Source organism: Deinococcus aerius, assembly GCF_002897375.1.
Lineage (GTDB): Bacteria > Deinococcota > Deinococci > Deinococcales > Deinococcaceae > Deinococcus > Deinococcus aerius.
In genome coordinates this window covers 47,608-65,807 of the sequence record NZ_BFAG01000004.1, presented here as the reverse complement: position 1 = coordinate 65,807, position 18,200 = coordinate 47,608, and the positions used below count along the sequence as shown (strand labels likewise).

The 18,200-nt window shown below is 70.5% G+C and carries 22 protein-coding genes; 10 read left to right on the top strand and 12 right to left on the bottom strand.

Annotated features, from left to right (window positions below; all coding sequences use genetic code 11):
- Nucleotides 1-4: 4 nt before the first annotated feature.
- The 4 genes from DAERI_RS07175 to DAERI_RS07160 form a co-directional block, all read right to left on the bottom strand.
- Nucleotides 5-937 carry a proline dehydrogenase family protein gene (locus DAERI_RS07175; protein WP_103128756.1) on the bottom strand — a complete coding sequence of 311 codons (933 nt, stop codon included), beginning with the start codon at nt 935-937 and terminating at the stop codon, nt 5-7.
- Complete coding sequence (locus DAERI_RS07170) at nt 934-1,587, bottom strand: GntR family transcriptional regulator (protein WP_103128755.1); 654 nt, start codon at nt 1,585-1,587, stop codon at nt 934-936. Before DAERI_RS07170 ends, DAERI_RS07175 begins: the two co-directional genes overlap by 4 nt.
- 259 nt (nt 1,588-1,846) lie before the next feature.
- The gene (locus tag DAERI_RS07165; RefSeq protein ID WP_439952251.1) at nt 1,847-2,320 is read right to left on the bottom strand and encodes an MgtC/SapB family protein; all 474 of its coding nucleotides are present in this window, start codon (nt 2,318-2,320) and stop codon (nt 1,847-1,849) included.
- Nucleotides 2,321-2,420: 100 nt separating this feature from the next.
- On the bottom strand, nt 2,421-2,822 hold the full coding sequence (locus DAERI_RS07160; RefSeq protein ID WP_103128753.1) for a hypothetical protein: 402 nt from the start codon (nt 2,820-2,822) through the stop codon (nt 2,421-2,423).
- A 122-nt stretch (nt 2,823-2,944) separates the two neighbouring features.
- Between DAERI_RS07160 and recO the strand changes: the two genes are divergently transcribed.
- Nucleotides 2,945-3,679 carry a DNA repair protein RecO gene (recO, locus tag DAERI_RS07155; protein ID WP_103128752.1) on the top strand — a complete coding sequence of 245 codons (735 nt, stop codon included), beginning with the start codon at nt 2,945-2,947 and terminating at the stop codon, nt 3,677-3,679.
- Nucleotides 3,680-3,729: 50 nt separating this feature from the next.
- On the opposite strand, the gene DAERI_RS07150 is transcribed toward recO, so the two are convergent.
- Nucleotides 3,730-4,608, bottom strand: coding sequence for an alpha/beta hydrolase (locus DAERI_RS07150; protein ID WP_103128751.1), 879 nt, complete (start codon nt 4,606-4,608; stop codon nt 3,730-3,732).
- Nucleotides 4,609-4,751: 143 nt separating this feature from the next.
- On the opposite strand from DAERI_RS07150, the gene DAERI_RS07145 reads away from it, so the two are divergent.
- The 4 genes from DAERI_RS07145 to sdaAA all read left to right on the top strand — a co-directional run bounded on the left by DAERI_RS07145 (nt 4,752) and on the right by sdaAA (nt 7,853).
- Nucleotides 4,752-5,987 carry a lycopene cyclase family protein gene (locus DAERI_RS07145; RefSeq protein ID WP_103128750.1) on the top strand — a complete coding sequence of 412 codons (1,236 nt, stop codon included), beginning with the start codon at nt 4,752-4,754 and terminating at the stop codon, nt 5,985-5,987.
- Between the two features lie 72 nt (nt 5,988-6,059).
- On the top strand, nt 6,060-6,233 hold the full coding sequence (locus DAERI_RS22350; RefSeq protein ID WP_165794116.1) for a hypothetical protein: 174 nt from the start codon (nt 6,060-6,062) through the stop codon (nt 6,231-6,233).
- 52 nt (nt 6,234-6,285) lie between these two features.
- Entirely contained in the window at nt 6,286-6,951 is a 666-nt protein-coding gene (sdaAB, locus tag DAERI_RS07140; protein ID WP_103128749.1) for an L-serine ammonia-lyase, iron-sulfur-dependent subunit beta, read from the top strand.
- Nucleotides 6,952-6,968: 17 nt separating this feature from the next.
- Nucleotides 6,969-7,853 carry an L-serine ammonia-lyase, iron-sulfur-dependent, subunit alpha gene (gene sdaAA, locus DAERI_RS07135; protein ID WP_103128748.1) on the top strand — a complete coding sequence of 295 codons (885 nt, stop codon included), beginning with the start codon at nt 6,969-6,971 and terminating at the stop codon, nt 7,851-7,853.
- 70 nt (nt 7,854-7,923) lie between these two features.
- On the opposite strand, the gene DAERI_RS07130 is transcribed toward sdaAA, so the two are convergent.
- Genes DAERI_RS07130 through DAERI_RS07105 form a run of 6 tightly spaced genes read right to left on the bottom strand, consistent with a single transcriptional unit; the run spans nt 7,924 to nt 11,012 of the window.
- A complete protein-coding gene (locus tag DAERI_RS07130) occupies nt 7,924-8,484 on the bottom strand; it encodes a Uma2 family endonuclease (RefSeq protein WP_103128747.1) in 561 nt (186 codons plus the stop codon).
- Between the two features lie 4 nt (nt 8,485-8,488).
- Nucleotides 8,489-9,067: a hypothetical protein gene (locus DAERI_RS07125; RefSeq protein ID WP_133161980.1), complete on the bottom strand. Its 579-nt coding sequence runs from the start codon at nt 9,065-9,067 to the stop codon at nt 8,489-8,491.
- On the bottom strand, nt 9,064-9,630 hold the full coding sequence (locus DAERI_RS07120; protein ID WP_133161979.1) for a hypothetical protein: 567 nt from the start codon (nt 9,628-9,630) through the stop codon (nt 9,064-9,066). Before DAERI_RS07120 ends, DAERI_RS07125 begins: the two co-directional genes overlap by 4 nt.
- A complete protein-coding gene (locus DAERI_RS07115; protein ID WP_103128744.1) occupies nt 9,627-9,929 on the bottom strand; it encodes a PadR family transcriptional regulator in 303 nt (100 codons plus the stop codon). Before DAERI_RS07115 ends, DAERI_RS07120 begins: the two co-directional genes overlap by 4 nt.
- 55 nt (nt 9,930-9,984) lie before the next feature.
- Nucleotides 9,985-10,671 carry an HAD family hydrolase gene (locus tag DAERI_RS07110; protein WP_103128743.1) on the bottom strand — a complete coding sequence of 229 codons (687 nt, stop codon included), beginning with the start codon at nt 10,669-10,671 and terminating at the stop codon, nt 9,985-9,987.
- On the bottom strand, nt 10,668-11,012 hold the full coding sequence (locus DAERI_RS07105; protein ID WP_103128742.1) for a histidine triad nucleotide-binding protein: 345 nt from the start codon (nt 11,010-11,012) through the stop codon (nt 10,668-10,670). The genes DAERI_RS07110 and DAERI_RS07105 overlap by 4 nt, the downstream gene beginning before the upstream one ends.
- A 48-nt stretch (nt 11,013-11,060) precedes the next feature.
- On the opposite strand from DAERI_RS07105, the gene DAERI_RS07100 reads away from it, so the two are divergent.
- Nucleotides 11,061-12,053 (top strand): SDR family NAD(P)-dependent oxidoreductase, encoded by a 993-nt coding sequence (locus DAERI_RS07100; RefSeq protein WP_103128741.1) that lies wholly within the window; start codon nt 11,061-11,063, stop codon nt 12,051-12,053.
- 228 nt (nt 12,054-12,281) lie between these two features.
- Here DAERI_RS07100 and nadE read toward each other — a convergent pair whose 3' ends face one another.
- Entirely contained in the window at nt 12,282-13,148 is an 867-nt protein-coding gene (gene nadE, locus DAERI_RS07095; protein ID WP_103128740.1) for an NAD(+) synthase, read from the bottom strand.
- A gap of 629 nt (nt 13,149-13,777) precedes the next feature.
- Between nadE and DAERI_RS07090 the strand changes: the two genes are divergently transcribed.
- The 4 genes from DAERI_RS07090 (at nt 13,778) to DAERI_RS07075 (ending at nt 18,187) form a co-directional block, all read left to right on the top strand.
- Nucleotides 13,778-15,151, top strand: a complete 1,374-nt coding sequence (locus DAERI_RS07090; RefSeq protein WP_103128739.1) for an MFS transporter — start codon at nt 13,778-13,780, stop codon at nt 15,149-15,151.
- On the top strand, nt 15,148-16,590 hold the full coding sequence (locus DAERI_RS07085; protein ID WP_103128738.1) for a nicotinate phosphoribosyltransferase: 1,443 nt from the start codon (nt 15,148-15,150) through the stop codon (nt 16,588-16,590). Before DAERI_RS07090 ends, DAERI_RS07085 begins: the two co-directional genes overlap by 4 nt.
- Nucleotides 16,587-17,483: an ADP-ribose pyrophosphatase gene (locus DAERI_RS07080; RefSeq protein WP_103128737.1), complete on the top strand. Its 897-nt coding sequence runs from the start codon at nt 16,587-16,589 to the stop codon at nt 17,481-17,483. The genes DAERI_RS07085 and DAERI_RS07080 overlap by 4 nt, the downstream gene beginning before the upstream one ends.
- 458 nt (nt 17,484-17,941) lie before the next feature.
- A complete protein-coding gene (locus DAERI_RS07075) occupies nt 17,942-18,187 on the top strand; it encodes a helix-hairpin-helix domain-containing protein (protein WP_103128914.1) in 246 nt (81 codons plus the stop codon).
- The last annotated feature ends 13 nt before the right edge of the window (nt 18,188-18,200 follow it).

Below are 18,200 nucleotides of genomic sequence, written 5' to 3'. Positions count from 1 at the left end.
GGCCCTAGCCCCTGAGCATGCCGCGCAGCACGAACATCACGTTCGCGGGGCGTTCGGCGATGCGGCGGGAGAAGTACGGATACCAGTCGCGGCCATAGGGGATGTAGGCGCGGACGCGGTAGCCCTGCGCGGCGAGTTCCCTTTGTAGGTCGCGCCGCACACCGTACAGCATCTGGAACTCGAACCGGTCCCGCTCGATGCCGTGCGACAGGACGAAGTGCTTCACGTCCTCGATGATCGACTCGTCATGCGTGGCGACGTTGACGTAATTCCCGGCCTTCATCTGGGCGTAGACCAGTCGGCGGTAACTCGCGTCCACGTCGGCCTTGTCGGGCATGGCGACCGTCTCGGGCTCCAGGTACGCGCCCTTCACGATGCGGAGATTGGGGTGCAGATCGTCCAGGCTGTCCCGGTCGGCCTCGGTGCGGTAGAGGTAGCTCTGGAGGACGGTGCCGACGTGCGCGTTCCCGAACTCGTTCACCAGCGTGCGGAACTGCCCGAGCGTCACGTCCACGCGCGGGTGGTCCTCCATGTCCAGGCACACGAAGCCGCCGTACGCCTTCGCCCTCCCGACGATGCGGCGGGCGTTGGCCAGGCCCAGGTCCTCGCCGTTCACGGTCTGCCCCTGGCCCACGCTGGAGAGCTTCACGCTGACGTAGGGGGTCAGCCCGGCGGCGTGCGCCTCGTCGAGCAGGTTGAGGACCTTTTCGGCAAACTCGTTCGCCCGCTCCGGCGAGGCGACGAACTCGCCCAGCAGGTCGAGGTTGCCCAGGATGCCGTCTTTCTCCAGCTCCTGCACCGCGCGGATGGCGGAGGCGCTGTCCTCTCCGGCGACAAAACGCTGCGCGAGCCCGAAGCCCCGCGAGCGCACGAGGTCTTCCACGAACTTCTGCCCCGAGACGGTCAGGACGGCCTTGCGGTAAATCTGGTCGATCATGGGGATTCTCCAAGGTTCTGCATCACGAGGGCGGCGAAGGTGCGGACGTGCGTGCGGGCGGCTTCACGGGCGGCGTCCGCGTCGCGGGCCAGGATGGCCTTCAGAATGGCGGCGTGCTGCGCGGCGGTGTCGGGGTGGGCGTTGTACGTGCGCGTCTGGTGCTTGATGAGCGCCACCCGCTGCTCCAGCCCCCGCGCCAATTCGGCGAGCGCAGCGTTGTGCGCGGCCAGCGTCACGGCCCCGTGAAAGGCGAGGTCGAGGCGGGTCTGCTGGCGGTAGTCCTCGCCCGTGGCGGCGTTGAGGTCGTCCAGCGCGGCCCTGAGCGCCCCCGCGTCGTCCCGGGTGTGTGCCCGGGCGGCGAGGGCGGCGGCCAGACCGTCGAGTTCCTCGCGCACCACGTAGGTATCCCGCGCCTCGGCGGCGCTGACGGTGCGGACGCGCACGCCCTTGTTCGCCTCCGCGACGAGCAGCCCCTCCTGCGTGAGCCGCATGATCGCCTCGCGGATCGGGGTCCGGCTCACGCCCAGGCGCTCGCCCAGCTCCACCTCGGCCAGCCGCTCGCCGGGCGCGATTTCCCCCTCCAGCACGGCGCGGCGCAGGTGTCCATACACGCCGTCCCGCACGAGGGTGGGTCGCTCAAAGGAGGTCATCGTGGATATTGTATACAGCTCTTCTAGGGCTCCTCAAGCCGGGGAAGGATGGAAGCAGGATTTAATCACCACCGAGCTCGCCGGAAGCGTGGTCACCCTGAGTGCCAGCGAAGGGTCCCAGGACGCCAGGTGGGGATGCTTCGCCTCCAGCTCAGCATGTCCAGTTCTTTGGCGGGCAGCGGAAGCTAGGCCATAACGTCTGTCCGACCAGACGCTGTACGGCATTAAGGTAGAAGCCCGGGATGGAAAAGCTCTTCCGTTACTCAGCCTCCGGCTGATCCCCAGAGGCCGGACGCTTCCTCAGGGGTTCCCCGACCAGGCGGCCCAGCCACCCCAGGGTGAAGAGGAAGAGCAGCGTCGCGCCCGTCGCCAGGACGTACAGGTGCAGCCCGCAGGCCACCCCGACGCCCGCCGTGGCGAGCAGGCCCGCCGCCGTGGTTAGCCCCTTGGCCCCCTCGCCCCGGCGGTCGGAGAAGATCGCGCCCGCACCCAGGAAGCTCACCCCGCTGACGACGGCTCCCAGCACGCCCACCAGGTCGAAGCGGACCTGCGGGGCGTCGTCCGAGAAGCGCAGGATCAGCGTGTCGGCCAGGACGACGAACAGCGCGGCGCTCACGCCGACGAGGATATGGGTCCGCAACCCCGCGCTGCGGTTGCGCTGCTCCCGTTCCCAGCCGATCAGGCCGCTGAGGACGAAGGCGGCGAGCAGGCCCTGCATCAGCCGCAGTTCCATCCAGAAGGTCTCCACACCGGCAGCGTAGGGGGCTGCTGAGCTGCGGCCTTTGCCCGTTCCTTCAGCCGCTTGTCATGGGAGTGTCAGGTTCCTGGCCCGTTCAGTCCACGTACATGGGTTCGAGGGGGAAAATCCGGTCGGCCAAGTGTGCCAGCGCGTGGCTTCCGGCCCGCTTCTGACAGGCCTCGGTGCCCAGGCACAGGGTCACGTAGCGGGTGCGCCGCGCGCCGACCACGACCCGGTAGAGGGCGGCCTCGGAGCGCGAGCGGGTGTAGTGGCACAGGTCGCAGTGCAGGGCGTTGCGGCCCCGGGGGTCCAGCGGGGTGAACTCGGCGAGCTGGTCGCCGTGGACCAGGGCCAGCCGACCGTCGGCCACGGGGTACAGGCCCAGGGTGAGGGGGCCTTCCGCGCCGCTCTCACCGAAAAGTTCCCGGTAGGACTCCGGGAACAGTTCCCGCAGCACGTCGCGGGCGCTGTGGTTCTTGGGGCGGGGGTCACTCATAGCGCGAGTGTAACGGCGGGGCGGTGAGGGGGAAGGTGGGACAGCTTTCAGCCGCGCGGCCCGCCTCCGCCAACCGTGCCCCCGGCCCTCTCTTCCGAATTCGCGCGCCCTAAACTGGACCGGTGAGGTCACGCAGCGCCAACCGCAGCGGCATCGTGATCCGGCGCCGGGTCACGCCCGCCGGGGACATCATCGTGACGCTGCTGACCCCGCAGGGCAAGGTCAAGGCGATTGCGCGCGGCGGTGTGCGCGGGGCGTTGGCGAGCCGACTCAACCTCTTCCACCACGTCGGCGTGCAGGTGTACCAGACGCCGCAGGCCGACCTGGCGACCGTGCAGCAGGCGGTGCTGGAGGGGGCGCTCCCCCGGCTGGCCGCACCCGAGCGCTACGCCTTCGCGCACCTGATGGCCGAACTCGCCGACGCGCTCTTTCAGGAGGGCGAGTTCAGCGACCAGGCGTTCGAGCTGTTCGCGGGGGCGCTGCGCGGCATCTCGCACCAGCCCGACCCGGAATGGGTGGCCCTGGTCATGAGTTACAAGTTGCTCGGCTTGGCGGGCTTCGTTCCCCAGACCGCCCGCTGTGCCCGCTGTGGCGCCCCCGACCCGGCCTACCCCGACCCCCTCGGCGGGCAACTGCTGTGCGGCAACTGTTCCAGCCTGCCCGCCTACCCGGGGGAGAGCCTCGACTTCCTGCGGAACGTGGTGCGCCGCTCCGTCCGCGCGAGCATGGAGCTTCCCGTTTCCGGCGACGAGCGGCCCGCGCTGTGGAAGGCGCTGGAACGGTTCGTGACGGTGCAGGTGGGGAATGTGCAGAGTTGGCGGCAGTTGGTGCCCCAGGCGGCGACCGTCGCGGGCTGAACGGGGAGGGACCTCCTTGCTGGGAGAGAAGGAGGCCCCCCGCTTCCGATCTACCGGTGCTTCTCGATAAAGTCGATCACCTGTTGCCGAGTCCCCCCCAGGAACGTCAGTGGCCGCGCCAGAGCCGCGACGATGGTGATGTGGTTCAGGCGGGGCAGGACGGTGCGGGTGACCGGAACTCCGGCCTTTTTCAACGCCGCTTCCATGTTCAGCGCGTTCTGGGGGTAAACGGTCGTGTCGTTCGCTGCGACGAGGAGGAGGTGCGGCGGCGCGTCCTGGCGCACGTGGCGGTCGGGCATGACCTGATCGGGCGTGCTGCCCTCGGGGAAGGCGACCCGGCTGGGGAAGTCCCGGAAATCGTACGAGTATGGCCCCGCGATGCCGACCACGCCCCGCACCGCCGAGATGGGTACGCCCGCCTCGCGCAGCCAGCGCTCGTTGTCCACGGCCTCGACCGCGTTGAAGCCACCCGCCGAGTGCCCGACCACGAAAAGGTCGTCCGGGTCCCCGCCGAAGGTCTTGGCGTGGTCGCGCAGCCACCTCAACGCGGCGGCGGTGTCCTGCACGAAGGTCGGGTAGCGGTTCTGCGGTGCCAGGCGGTAGTTCATCACGCCCGTCACGTATCCGGCCCGTGCCAGGCTGTCCCCAACGAAGCGGTAGATCGCCTTGTCCCCACCCTGCCACGAGCCGCCGTGGACGAACAGCACGACGGGGGCGTTCCGGGCGTTCGGCGGCGCGTACACGTCGAGCACGTTGCGGGCGTCGGGGCCGTACCGCTGATCCGTGACGACCCGGAGGCCCCGGGTGCTGATGGCGACATTCAGGAACCCCCCGGCGCTGCGCTGCGAGCAGGCGGTGAGGACAGCGCCGAGGGCCAGCACGCCCAGCAGCGGCAGAAAAGGGCGGCGGGGAAAGGCAGAACGGGGCATGGGCGCAGGCTAGCGGCCTCCCCCCGCGCCCTGCCGTGCCAGTCCCACACTCCGGCTTGAGGAGACCTTGACGTGCCGGGGTGCCGCGGAGCCCCGCATCAGGACGTACACTCCCCGCCCCGGTCCCGCGCTAGCCTGCGGCGATGCGGGTTCCCACAGACGTGCTGGTGGTGGGCGGCGGCCCGGCTGGCCTGGCTCTAGCGGCGGAACTCGCGGGTCGCGGGCTGCGCGTGCGGCTCGTCGCGCCCCACCCGCCCCGGCCCTTCCCGCCCACCTACGGGGCCTGGCTCGACGAGTTGCCCGCGTGGACGCTTGCCTGCCTCGCCGAGGTGTGGACGGACGTGCGCGTGTACACGGGCGAGCAACCCACCCCACTGCTGCGGCCCTACGCGCTGCTCGGTAATGCCCGGCTGCTGGGCGCCCTGCTCGCCCGGGCGGGGGAGGGGCTGACCTGGACCGTTGGCACGGTTCGGGGCGCTGAACAGGTCGGGGAGGGCTGGGAGGTTCACGGGACGGGCGGCGAAACCTGGCGGGCCGGGATCGTGGTGGACGCGGGCGGGCACATGGGCAGCCTGACCCGGCCCCGGCACCCCGGCGGCGCGGCGCTCCAGACGGCCTTCGGGCTCGTCGCGCACTTCGACCGCCCCCCCGCTCCACCCGGTGGCATGGTGTGGATGGACTACCGCTCGCCGCACCTGTCCGCCGCCGAGGTGCGGGAGGCCCCGACCTTCCTGTACGCCATGCACCTCGGCGGCTCCCGCTACCTGGTGGAGGAGACGAGCCTGATCGCCCGCCCCGGCCTGCCCCGCGCCCTGCTGGAGCGGCGCCTGCGCGCCCGCCTCGCCGCCCTCGGGACACCCCCCCGCGAGGTCGAGGCCGAGGAGTGGGTCGCCTTTCCCATGAATGCCGCCGCCCCCTGCCCCGGGCCGCTGCTGGCGTTCGGGTCGGCGGCGGGGCTGGTGCATCCGGTCAGCGGGTTCCAGGTCGCGGGGGCGCTGCGGGACGCGCCCATCCTTGCGGGGGCGGTGACGGGGGCTCTCGGGCAGGGTGGGCCCGCCGCCGCTGCCCGGGCCGGGTGGGCCGCCCTCTGGCCCCCGGAGCGCCGCGCCTCCCGAGAAGTCGCGCTGCTGGGTGTCGAGGCGCTCCTGGGGATGCCCGGTGAGCAACTTCCCGCCTTCTTCGGGGCGTTTTTCCGGCTGCCCGCGCCCGAGTGGCACGCCTTCCTGGCGCACCGGACGGACGCGGGAACCCTGGCACGGACCATGCTGCGGGTGTTCGCCCAGGCGCCGAATGCCGTCCGCCTCCCCCTCGCCCGCGCCGCCCTGGAACACGCGGGGCCGAGCGGGCGCGCACTCCGGGCGGCCTGGGACTTGCGCTGACCCTCCGCCCCGGATAAAGGCGGGCTCGCCCCACGCACATCCCCCGCCGGGGTGGAAGGGGCACCCTCAGGCATGACCGACCGAGGAGCGGACGACCAGGGCGTGCCCACCGAGCAGGACATGCACATTGACCCCAGCGCCCTGAACAATGATGACCGGACGCCCATCGAGGAACTGCGCGCCATCCTGGTAGACACCGCCCACGACGAGGAGGAGCGGTTGGAGGAGGCCGAGGAAGGGCAGTAGTTCGTCCCCCCGCCCCGGACACCCCCGGGGCCGAGTTGCCTATACTGATTTCATGTCCCTGCTTGACATGATCGGCCCCGTGATGATCGGGCCGAGCAGCAGCCACACGGCGGGCGCCTGCCGCCTGGGCCTGGTCGCCCATCACCTCCTCGGCGAGGCGCCGCGCCGGGCGGTGATCGGCCTGCACGCTTCCTTTGCCAAGACGGGGAGGGGGCACGGCACGCATCTGGCGCTCGTGGCGGGCCTCCTGGGGTTCGCGCCCGACGACCCCCGCCTGCCCCGCGCCTTCGAGGAGGCCGGGGCGGCCGGGCTGGCGGCCGAGTTCCGCGACGTGGACCTGGGGGACGTTCACCCCAACACCGCGCACATCGAGCTGCACGGGGACACGCAAGCGGTGACTGTGCAGGGCAGTTCCACGGGCGGCGGCGTGATCCTCGTCACGCACGTGCAGGGCCTGGGCGTGAACTTCAGCGGCGCGAGTCCCACCGTGCTCCTGCGCTACCGGGACACGCTGGGCATGATCGCCCGAATTGCCACCACCATCGCCGCCGACGGGGTGAACATCGCCACCCTGACCTGCACCCGCGAGAACCGGGGGGGGCAGGCCCTCCTCGCGGTCGAACTTGACGCGCCGCTGAGCCCCCAGGCCCTCGCGTTCTTTGACCGCTGGCCCGACACGAACTGGGTGCGGATGCTGCCCAAGCTGATGGACGGCTGAGGACCGGGAGACACCCCATGACGACCCTGCAAGACCTGATGAACGCCCCCGCCCCCGCCTCCACGTGGGTGCTCGCGCAGGACTGCGCCGAGACCGGGCTGGACCCCCAGGACATCCGCACCGAGATGGCCCGCCGCATCGGCGAGATGCGCGCCTCCATCGAGCGCGGCCTGAAGACCGACGCGAGGAGCATCACCGGCATGGTGGGCTGGAACGCCAAGGGGCTGTGGGAGGCGCCCGACGTGCTGGGCGCGCCCCTGATCAAGCGCGTGCAGGCCTACGCGATGGCCGTGAACGAGGAGAACGCCCGCATGGGCCGCATCGTCGCCGCGCCGACGGCGGGGAGCGCGGGCACGATTCCCGGGGCGCTTATCGGCGTGGCCGACCACCTGGGCATTCCCGACGAGCGGCTGGTGGACCCCATGATCCTCGCGGCGGGGGTGGGCAAGGCGATCAGCAAGCGCATGTTCATCTCCGGCGCGGCGGGCGGCTGCCAGGCCGAGATCGGGTCGAGCGCCGCGATGGCCGCCGCCGCCGTCACCGAACTCCTCGGCGGCACGCCCCGCGCCTGCGTCCATGCCGCCTCCCTCGCCCTGATGAACACCATCGGCCTGGTGTGCGATCCGGTCGGCGGCTACGTGGAGGTGCCGTGCGTGAGCCGCAACGCCTTCTACGCCGTCCACGCCGTTAGCGCCGCGCAACTCGCGCTCGCCCAGCTCGAATCCTTCATCCCGCCGGACGAGGTCGTGACCGCGATGGCACAAGTTGGCCGCTTGATGCCCGCCGAACTGCGCGAGACGGCGGAGGGTGGCCTGGCCCAGACGCCGACCGGGCTGGCCGTGGCCGCGCGTATGGAGGGCCGTGAGGACGCGGGCGGAATGATCGAGTTGCCGATGGCGTGAGGAGGAAATTCCTCATCCCACCCTCTACCAGAGGGCGAGGGGCGTTGCCAAGCAGCGGGGTGAGGGGTCTTTACAGGACCCCCCGGTACATCTCGTCCAGACTCAGTGAACGGCCCAGGCAGGGAATCTCCACCTGACCCTCCCCGCGATGCTCGCGCATGGGCCAGCCTTCCGCACCGCGCTGATACTCCACGACATACCGCTCGTCCTGCGACACGATCAGGTACGTCTGGAGGGTGGGAATTGCTGTGTACACGGCGTGCTTGTGGCGGCGGTCGTTGTGCGCCGTGCTGCCGGAGAGGACTTCGACCAGCAGGCAGGGCGAGGTCTCGAAGTAGCGGCCCGGCTGTTCCCCGCCGCACACCAGCATCACGTCGGGGTAGAAGTAGCTGGAGGCAGCGGGGACGTAGAGTTGCATGTCGGACTGGTAGAGGCGGCAGCCCAGGCGGTCGGCGTCGGGGAGCAGCGTCGCCATGATGCGCCCACTGATCCGCACATGCTCCCCACTCGCCCCCGCCTGCGCGTGCAGCGGGTACACGAAGCCCCCGACATATTCCCGCTTGTAGGGACTCTCGCGCTCGGTTCGCAGGTACTCGGCCTCGCTCATGGCCTGGGGCGCGGCGTCCGACATGGGGTCATCTTACGGCGGTCGGGGGTGGGGACGACCTTTTCGTGGCCTGTCCGAGCCATGCCCCCAGGAAGGCGAAGGTGGCGACTAGAACGGCCTCAGGAATCATCCAGACGTTCCAGAGCACAGTTGCCAGGTCAATCGTGACGGGTGGCATCACTCCGAGGCTGGAGTCGAACTCGACGGTGGAGGGAACATAGACGAGCGTTCCCACAATTACGCTCAGGACAGGCAGCAACAGGAAGGCCAGGGCGGCCAGCCAGGGCACGACCCCGGCGCGACCCAGCCCGAATCCCAGCAGGAAGACGAGGGCCAGTAGGGAGGCCAGGTAGGGCAAGGTGTGGTTGCGGATAAACATTCCGACCGCGTTTTGGTCAACATGCATGCCCACACGAGAACCGAGGACTTCCAGCAGGAGCAGTAAGGTGCTGAACGTCAGGGCGCAGCCCAGCGCCAGCAGAAATCCCAAAAGTTGTGAACGACGACGCAGAACTTGTGCCGTTTGCCGGGTGTCTTCGGCCCACTCCGCGTCCTCCACGCTCGCCGCCTCGTTTTCCATGCCCTGCCGCCAGTCTTGTGGCCTCATGCTGTTCGCCGCCTTTTCACCGCTGCGCGCCGCCTTACCCACATGGCGAGGAGAACGGTGCCCGCATATCCGCCTGCCATCATCAGGCTTCCCCAGTTCAACTCGTACCGCACGAAGTCGGTCGTGAAGGGCGCCGATGCACTGGCACCTGGGCCGTTCCAGACGCCTTCCACCCGGACGGCAGCGGCAAGCAGCCATAGCCAAAGGGGTTGCAGTAGGAAGACGGCGGCCACAACTGAGGGCTTCACGTTCAGCCTTCCGAGAAACACCCCCAGCAGGGTCAGAACACCCAGCAGGCTGAGATCGAAAGTCCATCCGTGGTGGGCAAACCAGAGGCCAACAGGATTCTGGTCCATGTAAAAGGCCGCCCGGGCGATCACGACCATCATCGTCAGGACGTACGTGTTGACCAGCACCGACGCGCCTGCCGTGAGCAGGAAATCGTGGGTCAGTGGCCTCGCGCCGACCAGCCACGCGCTGCGTCTGGTCTCCGCTGCCCACCCCTCGTCCTCCACGCTCGCCGCCTCGTTCTCCATGCCTTTCTGCCACTCCTCCGCTTTCACGCCAGCGCCCCTTTCAACGTGCGGGCGGTTCGCCGCTCCGACCCTTCCCGCGCGAGCTTCAACCCCTCCGGGGTCAGGGTGTAGACGTGGCGGGGCGGCTTGCCCGGATGCGGCGAGTCCTCCCACCCCGCATCCAGATACCCCTGCGCGTGCAGGCGCTGGAGGATGGGGTAGAGGGTCCCGCTTTTCAGCCCCGTCGCCTTACTCAGGTCGTAGCCGTAGCTGGGGCCGGGATGGGTGGCGAGGAGGGCCTGAAGGACGGCGCGGGTGTGCGGGCTGGAGTTGGGAGAGCGGGCCATGTACTATTTCTACATATATAGAGTTTAAGGTCAAGAGGGGAAGAGTCGCCTCCCCTTATGCCGGAACGCTCAGCCCCAGGGCCTCCCGCAACTCGGCGTGGGTGTGCAGGATGCGGGACGCGCCCGCCGAGCGCAGCGCCGCCTCCCCGTCCGGGTGGATGTGACCGCCCGCCAGCAGGCCCCAGACGGTTGCGCCTGCCGCCACGCCCGCCGTTACCCCGGTCACGCTGTCCTCGACGACGAGCGCGCGGGTGGGGGAGACGCCCAGGGCCTCCGCCGCGTGCGCGTACAGGTCGGGGAGGGGCTTGCCGCGCCCGCCGACGTGGGCCGGGTCGAAGGCGCGGTCCCCCACGAGCCCGGCCAGGCCCGCCGCCTCCAACTTCAGGTGCAGGCGCGAGCGCAGGCTGTTGCTCGCCACCGCGAAGGGAATTCCGGCTGCCGCGAGGGCCCGCAGCGTGTCCTGGGCCCCCTCGATAGCTGGGGTCTCGGCAAAGGCCCGCGCCAGCCGGGCGTCAAGGTCAGTCACGAACCCCTCGGGCCTCTCCCAGCCGTAGTCCGCCCGCAGCCAGGCGAAGAGGGCCGCGTGGGTGCCCCCCACCGCCCGCGCCAGGAAGGCCGCGCGGTCGAGCGTCAGGCCGTGTTCCCCCAGCAACTCCACCCACACGGAGTTCGCCAGCAGCTCGCTGTCCACCAGCACGCCGTCGAGGTCGAAGAGGACGGCGTCGAAAGGACGATCGGTCACTGAGTATCGCTTTCCGGCCCGTTCTCCCACCCGGCGAGGATGTGGACATGGGTGTGGAAGACCATCTGCCCCCCGCCGGGGCCGCAGTTCACCAGGAGGCGGTAATCCTGGGCGTGCTGCCGGGCGACCTTGATCGCGGTCAGCCACAGCTCGCCCATCTCGGCGGGGTCGGTGATCTCGTCCACCCGGGTGGTCACCTTTTTGGGGATCACGAGGAGGTGGATGGGCGCCTTGGGGGCGATGTCACGGATGGCGATGTAGCGGTCGTCCTCGTACACCACGTCTGCGGGAATCTCGCGGGCGATGATGCGCTCAAACAGGGTGGGGGCGGCATTGTCCATGCCTTCACTCTAAGGATTCTCGGGGCGTGGGGCGGGCAGACTCGGGATATGCGACTTCCCAAGCGTCTGATCCTGGCGGCCGGACTCGGGGCGATGGCAGCCCGGAACGTCCTGAAGTCCCCCTACGACCTCGGCGGCAAGAGCGTGCTGATTACGGGCGGGTCGCGTGGGCTGGGCCTGGCCCTCACCCGCGAGTTCTCGGCCCGGGGGGCGCGGCTCATGCTCGTGGCGCGGGACACGGAGGAGCTTGACCGCGCCGCCGCCAGCCTGCGCGCCTCGGGCGCCACCGTCCACACCGTCAGCGGCGACCTGACCCTCCAGGCCGACATCGAGCGCATCGTCGAGGAGGCCGCGCGGGTGTACGGCGGCCTGGACGTACTCGTGAACAACGCGGGCCTGATCCAGGTGGGACCGCTGGAGAACATGACGGAGGCCGACTTCCGCGAGATCATGGAGATCAACGCCTTCGCGCCGCTGCGCCTCACCCGCGCCGCCCTGCCGCTGCTGCGCGCCCGCCGGGGCCGGGTCCTCATCGTCTCGTCCATCGGGGGCAAGGTGGCCGTCCCGCACCTCGCGCCGTACTCCATGAGCAAGTTCGCCGTGACCGGGCTGGGCCAGGCCCTGCGGGCCGAACTCGCCCGCGAGGGGGTGGGCGTCACCACCGTCTGCCCCTGGCTGATGCGGACGGGCAGCCCCCGCCACGCCGAGGTCAAGGGCCAGCAGGCCAAGGAGTACGCCCTCTTCGCCACGATGGACAACCTGCCCGTCCTCTCGCTGGACGCGGGGACGGCGGCCCGCCGGATGGTGACGGCCCTCGTGCGCGGCGAGGCCGAGGTGATGGTGGGCGGTTTCGCCCTGCTGCTGCGCTACGCGCAGGCGCTGGCGCCGGGGCTGACCGCGGATATGCTCGCCCTCGGGAACCGCTTCCTGCCCGGCCCCACCACAAGCAGCGGGAGCGTGAGGGGCGCTGAGGTGGAGACGCCCCTCACCCGCAACAATCCCGTCAAGCGCGCGGCGGAACAGGAGTACAACGAGGGGTGAGGCGGGGAGGAAACTTCTTTTCACCCGTGGACGACCTCAAGCCACAGAGGTCTCTTCTGGCCGAGGAGGAAGGCCCGGCTGTGTGAGGTTATCGCCAGGGAAAAGACGTCTATATCGGGAACTTGAAGTCCTGCGGTCTCAGAGGCACTGCTCAACTCGGGGGTTGTCTCCTGGGAAAAAAGGAGCCCGCCCCTCTTCACCGCCTCTCGAACTGCCGCCCGACCCCACTCACTCCCGCCACCACCCGTCGAACGGCGTTACCGGCAGCGCCCGCTTGTGCCGGGTGGCGAGGTAGAGCGCCTCGATGCGGGTCGCGGCTTCCGGTGCCACCTCCCGGCCCTCCAGGTAGGCGTCGATCTGCGCGTAGGTCACCCCCAGGGCCGCCTCGTCGGGGAGGCCGGGGCGGTTGTCCTCCAGGTCGGCGGTCGGCACCTTGCGCCAGGTGGACTCCGGGGCGCCGAGGTGCCCGAGAAGCTGCGCCCCCTGCCGTTTGGTCAGCCCGGTCAGGGGAGTGAGGTCCACGCCGCCGTCCCCGTACTTAGTGAAAAAGCCCGTCACCGCCTCCGCCGCGTGGTCGGTGCCCACCACGAGCAGGTTCTCCTGCCCGGCGAGGGCGTACTGGGCGACCATCCGCTCGCGCGCCTTGATGTTGCCCCGCACGAAGTCGCGCAGGGGGTCGTGGGGTCCGGCCTCGACATCCGGCGAGTTGTGCAGGGGCTCCCGCAGGGCCCGCGCCGCTGCCCGGGCGCTCGCGTCCGCCGCCTCCTTGATGTTCACGGTCACCGTCCGGTCGGGGCGGATGAAGGCCAGGGCCACCTGGGCGTCGGCCTCGTCGGCCTGCGCGCCGTAGGGGAGGCGGACGGCCATGAAGGTGGCCTCGCCGCCCTGCGCCCGCACCCGCTGCGCGGCGAGTTGGCACAGCCGCCCGGTCAGGGTGCTGTCCTGGCCCCCGCTGATCCCCAGGACGAAGCCTTTGGCCGGGGTGCTTCGCAGGTACTCCGCCAGGAAGGTCACGCGGCGCTCGATCTCGGCGGCGGGATCGATCTCGGGCTGAACGTGGAGGTCGCGGCGGATCTGGTCGCGGAGGGTGGGCATGGGGGGAGTATTTCACGGGGGGTGTGGAGGGATTTTGGGAGGGGCAGGGCAACTTGCTGCGGCTTGCCCCCGCCCCCCCTGCCCCCCTACCCCCACCGGGGGCGACGACTCCGCCGCGCGGGGCGGCCCACGCGTTGACGCCAAGCTCGCCTACGTGTCTCTCCTCTTGGTGGAGGGGGGAGCTTTCCGCTGCGCTCGGCAAGGGGCTCGGCCCGCCGCGCCCGTGGTCGCATCTTTCTGCGCGGAATGTTTGATCTTGTTGCTTCCCAAGCCGCGTGCCCACCGTCTCGCTGCGCGAGCCGACGTGGTGAAGGCAGTGCGAGTGCGAGCCGAGGGTAGGAATGGGCCGTCCACAATAGACGGTTTTGAAAACAGAAGCTTCGGCGTTGTTGCTCCCTCTCCCCTTGCGGGAGAGGGTTGGGGAGAGGGGTGGCAAGCAACGCTTGCCTTGTCCCCTATTGCCCGGACGTACCTATTGCCCAGGGAGAGCGGGGGACAACGTTCCTCCTGAACATGCCTTAACGCGCTTGAACCTGTGGATCGCAGCACTTCAGCTCAGTCCGGCTCCCCCCTGTTCCCCCCCAGGTTCCTCCTTCCTCGTGCCAACTCTCACGTACACTCGCCGGGTTATGACTGCGATACCACGGGCGGCTGTCCCCCTCGATGACGCGATTGACCGGCTGGGGTTGGGGCCTTTCCAGTGGCGGCTCCTGGCGATCTGCGGCCTGACGTGGGCGGCGGACGCGATGGAGGTGTTGCTCATGGGCTTCGCGCTGCCGGGCATCAGCGCCGCGTTCGGGCTGGCGCGGGGCTCGGCGGAGGCCACGCTGCTGCTCAGCGCCACCTTTGCCGGGATGCTGGTCGGCGCCCTGTTCTGGGGTTGGCTGGCCGACCAGATTGGGCGCCGGGCGGTGTTCCTGACGACGGTGAGCCTGGGGCTGATCTTTGGCCTGCTCGGCGCCTTTGCCCCCACCGCCTCACTGCTCCTGGCCGCGCGCTTCCTGACGGGCTTCGCCATCGGGGGCACCCTGCCGGTGGACTACGCGATGATGGCCGAGTTCGTGCCGACCGCGTGGCGGGGGCGCTTCCTGGTGTACCTGGAGAGCTTCTGGGCGCTGGGGACGGTGGCGGTGGCGGCGCTGGCGTGGTGGCTGAGCACCGTCTTTGAGCCCGCGGAGGCGTGGCGCTGGCTGCTGGGCCTGACCGCGCTGCCGGGGGTGATCGGGCTGATCGCCCGCTTCGGCATTCCCGACTCGCCCCGGTCGCTGCTCGTGCGGGGGCAGGAGGTACAGGCGCGGGCTGCTCTCACGCGGGTCGCGCGGGCGAACAAGACCGCGCTGTCCGACGCGCCGCTGGCTGTTCCGCCCCCCGCCCCCCGGGTCACCCCCGCCTCCCTCTTCACCGGCCTGCTGCGCCGCCGCACCGTTCTGCTCGCCCTGGTGTGGTTCGGCCTGAGCCTGGGGTACTACGGCATCTTCTCGTGGTTGCCCTCGTACCTGCGGGCGCAGGGGCTGGAGTTGGGCGCCGTGTACCGCACCTCGCTGCTGCTGGCGCTCGCGCAGATTCCGGGGTATGTGCTGGCGGCGTACCTGGTCGAGAAGGTCGGGCGCCGGGCCACGCTCGTCGGTTACCTGGTCGTCTCGGCGCTGGGCCTGGGGGCGTACCTCTTCCTGCTGGCGGGGACGCCGGGCGCGGTGCTCGTCACCTCGGCGCTGCTGTCGTTCGCGCTGCTGGGCGCGTGGGGGGCGCTGTACGCCTACACGCCGGAACTCTTCCCCACGCCGCTGCGGACGACGGGCATGGGCTTCGTGAGCGGCATGGCCCGCCTCGCCAGCGTCCTGTCGCCCAGCGTGGGGGCGCTGCTGCTCACCGGGCGGCTGGACGCGGCCCTCACCCTCTTCGCCGGGTGCTTCGCGGTGGCGGCGCTGTGCGGCTGGGCCATCGGGGTCGAGACGCGCGGGCGGAAGTTGCCGGAGACGACCCTGCCGGAGAATGGGGCGTGACCGTTTCTTCCCCCCTCTTCACCGACCTGTATCAACTCACGATGATGCAGGGCTACCACGCCCACGGCCTGCACCGGGAGGAGGCGGTCTTCGACCTCTACTTCCGCAAGCCGCCCTTTCGCGGGGGCTTCGCGGTCTGGGCGGGGCTGGAACCGGCCCTCGACCTGCTGGAGGGGCTGCACTTCTCGGAGGATGACCTCGCCTACCTGGACTCGCTGGGGCTCTTCAGGCCGGACTTTCTGGACGCCCTGCGCGGCTGGAGGTTCCGGGGCCGGGTGACGGCGTTCCGCGAGGGGAGCGTCGTCTTTCCCCATGAGCCCCTGCTGACCGTCAAGGCGCCGCTGTGGGAGGCGCAGCTTGTCGAGACGGCGCTGCTGAACGTGCTGAACTTCCAGACGCTGGTGGCGACGAAGGCGGCCCGCTGCGTCCTCGCCGCTGAGGCCAGCCCGTATGGCGGGCAGATTGTCGAGTTCGGGGCGCGGCGCGCGCAGGGACCGGATGGGGCCGTCAGCGCAGCGCGGGCAGCCTTTGTGGGGGGCGCCGTCGGCACGAGCAACGTGGAGTCGGGGCGGCTATTCGGCCTGCCCCTCACTGGAACCCACGCGCACGCCTGGGTCGAGAGTTTCCCGGACGAGCTGACTGCCTTCCGTGCCTACGCGGCCCTCTACCCCGACGCGACCACGCTGCTCCTCGACACGGTGGACACGCTGCGGAGTGGCCTGCCCAACGCGCTGAAGGTGGCGCGGGAACTGCGGGCGGCGGGGCACGAGCTGCGCGGCGTGCGGCTCGACAGCGGCGACCTCGCGTACCTGTCCTGCCGCATCCGGGCGGCCCTCGACGAGGCGGGGTTCCCGGAGGTGAAGATCGTGGCGAGCAACGACCTGTCCGAGTCCGTCATCGCCTCGGTGATCGCCGAGGGCGGGCGGGTGGACGTGTACGGGGTGGGCACCCAGCTTGCCACGGCGGGCGGGGAGGGCGGCGGGGCCCTTGGGGGCGTCTTCAAGCTCGCCCAGCTTGGCGGCGTGCCCAAAATGAAGCTGACGGGCGACCCCGCCAAGTCCAGCCTCCCCGGCGAGAAGCGGGTGTGGCGGGCGGCGGACGGGGACGGCACCTTCGCGCTCGACGTGCTGACACTGGGGGAGAAGCCCCGCGCGGGCCAGCAGGTCAGCGACCCGACCAACCCGCTGCGGTCCTCCCGGCTGCCGGAGGGCCTGACCTGGGCGGACGCGCGGGAGGTGGTGCTGGAGGACGGGCGGCGCACCGGCCCCGCCGAGACGTTGGGGGAGGCCCAGGCCCGCGCCCGCGCCGACCTCGCCCGGCTTCCGGCGGGCACCCGGCGCCCCCTCAACCCGCACCTCTACCGGGTGAGCCTGGGCGAGGACGTGGCCGCGCTGCGCGACCGGATCGCGGGCGAGCTCCGGGCCCACCTGGGCGCATGAGCGGGCCCGCCGCCGTCTACGTGGGCCGCTTCCAGCCGCCGCACGTGGCGCACGTGGGGACGGTGCTGCACGCCCTGGAACACGCCCCCCGGGTCCTCGTGCTGCTGGGGAGCGCGAACCTCGCCCGCTCGGTGCGGAACCCGTTCGGCGAGAGGGAACGGGCAGCGATGTTCGGGGCGGCCCTGCGGGAGGCGGGCGTGCGGCGCGACCGGGTCATCTTCCGCCCCCTTCCCGACCGCTTCGACGCGGACGCCTGGGCGGCGGACGTGCGGGGGGCGGCCCGCGGGGTGTTCGGGGAGGGGCCGCCCATCTCGCTCGTCGGCTTCGAGAAGGACGCCAGCACGAGCTACCTGCGCTGGTTCCCCGGCTGGGCGCGTCTGGTCACGCCCCACCGGCCCGGCCTGAACGCGACCGACCTGCGCGCGGCGTTCCTGACCGGGCGGCCCCTCCCGCAGGGTGTCCCGGGGCCCGTCCGCGCCTTCCTCACCCGTTTTGCCCTTACGCCCGCCTTCGCCCGCTTGCAGGCCGAGTGGGTGGCGGTGGAGGCGGCCCGCGCGAGCCTCCCGCCCGGCGCCCACCTGCACGAGGAACGCTGGCTGGACGTGCGGGCGGGACAGGTGTGGCTGAATACCCGGATGGGGGCGATTGGGCGCGGGCTGTGGGAGTTACCCGGACGTGTCCTGCCTCCCGGGGAACAGCCCGTTCCTGCTGGCGCCGTGTTCGACCACCCCGCCCGTGCCCTCGTCGCCCCCACCGCTGCCCACGTGGCCCTGGGTCCGCCGCCCGCCGTCTTCCCGGCCCGCCCGGTGCCCCTCGCCCGCGCGCTCGCTCTGCCGCGCCGCTTTCACGAGGATCACCACGTCATCCTCACGCGGCTGCTGCGAGGGAGCTGATGCCAAGCCTATTCCCGACGGAAGAAACGGGCCAGGGCTTTGGCGGCCCCTTCACCAAAAATTGAGCAAAGGGTTGCAATTGGGTCCCATTATGTTCTAAACTAAATCAGTCGAAGGAGATTTAAAGTCACCTAAGTTCACCCGCTTGACCTGAGCGGCACGTCGTTTTCCCCTCCGGGAGGTCTCCATGAGGAAGGGTCCCGCCGTCCTGTTCCTTTCCCACGGCGGCTCGGCCTGACCCGCGGGTGCTGAGAGGGCACCTCACGCTCTTCAACAGGGGGAGGCTCGCTGACCGGGAAGCCGCCCAGGCCCACGTCGTTGATCCAGCAGGGGGAATGGGATGAAGAACCGGCCATCTAAAGACCAGGTTTGCCAGGACAGGGCCGAGTGGTCCCCCGGCAACGCGCGCGACGAGGTTCGGCGCGGGCCCGGTGGCCCGGCAAGTGGAGGAGCAGGAGATGACGGACGGCCAGAAGGTTCCAGAGCAGGCGAGCAATTTTCCAACCGGACTGTCCCAACCCGCCCGGCGGGCGCTCCGTGCTGCGGGATTTACCTCCCTTGAGGAGCTGAGGACGGTTCGCGCGGCCGACCTCCTCCGCCTCCACGGGATGGGGCCGAAGGCCCTGGCGCAACTCCGCGCCGCCCTCGCCGAGAGAGGCCTCGCGTTGGCGGACGAGGACGGCAAGAACGACCCGAGCAGGTGAAGCCCTACCTGGC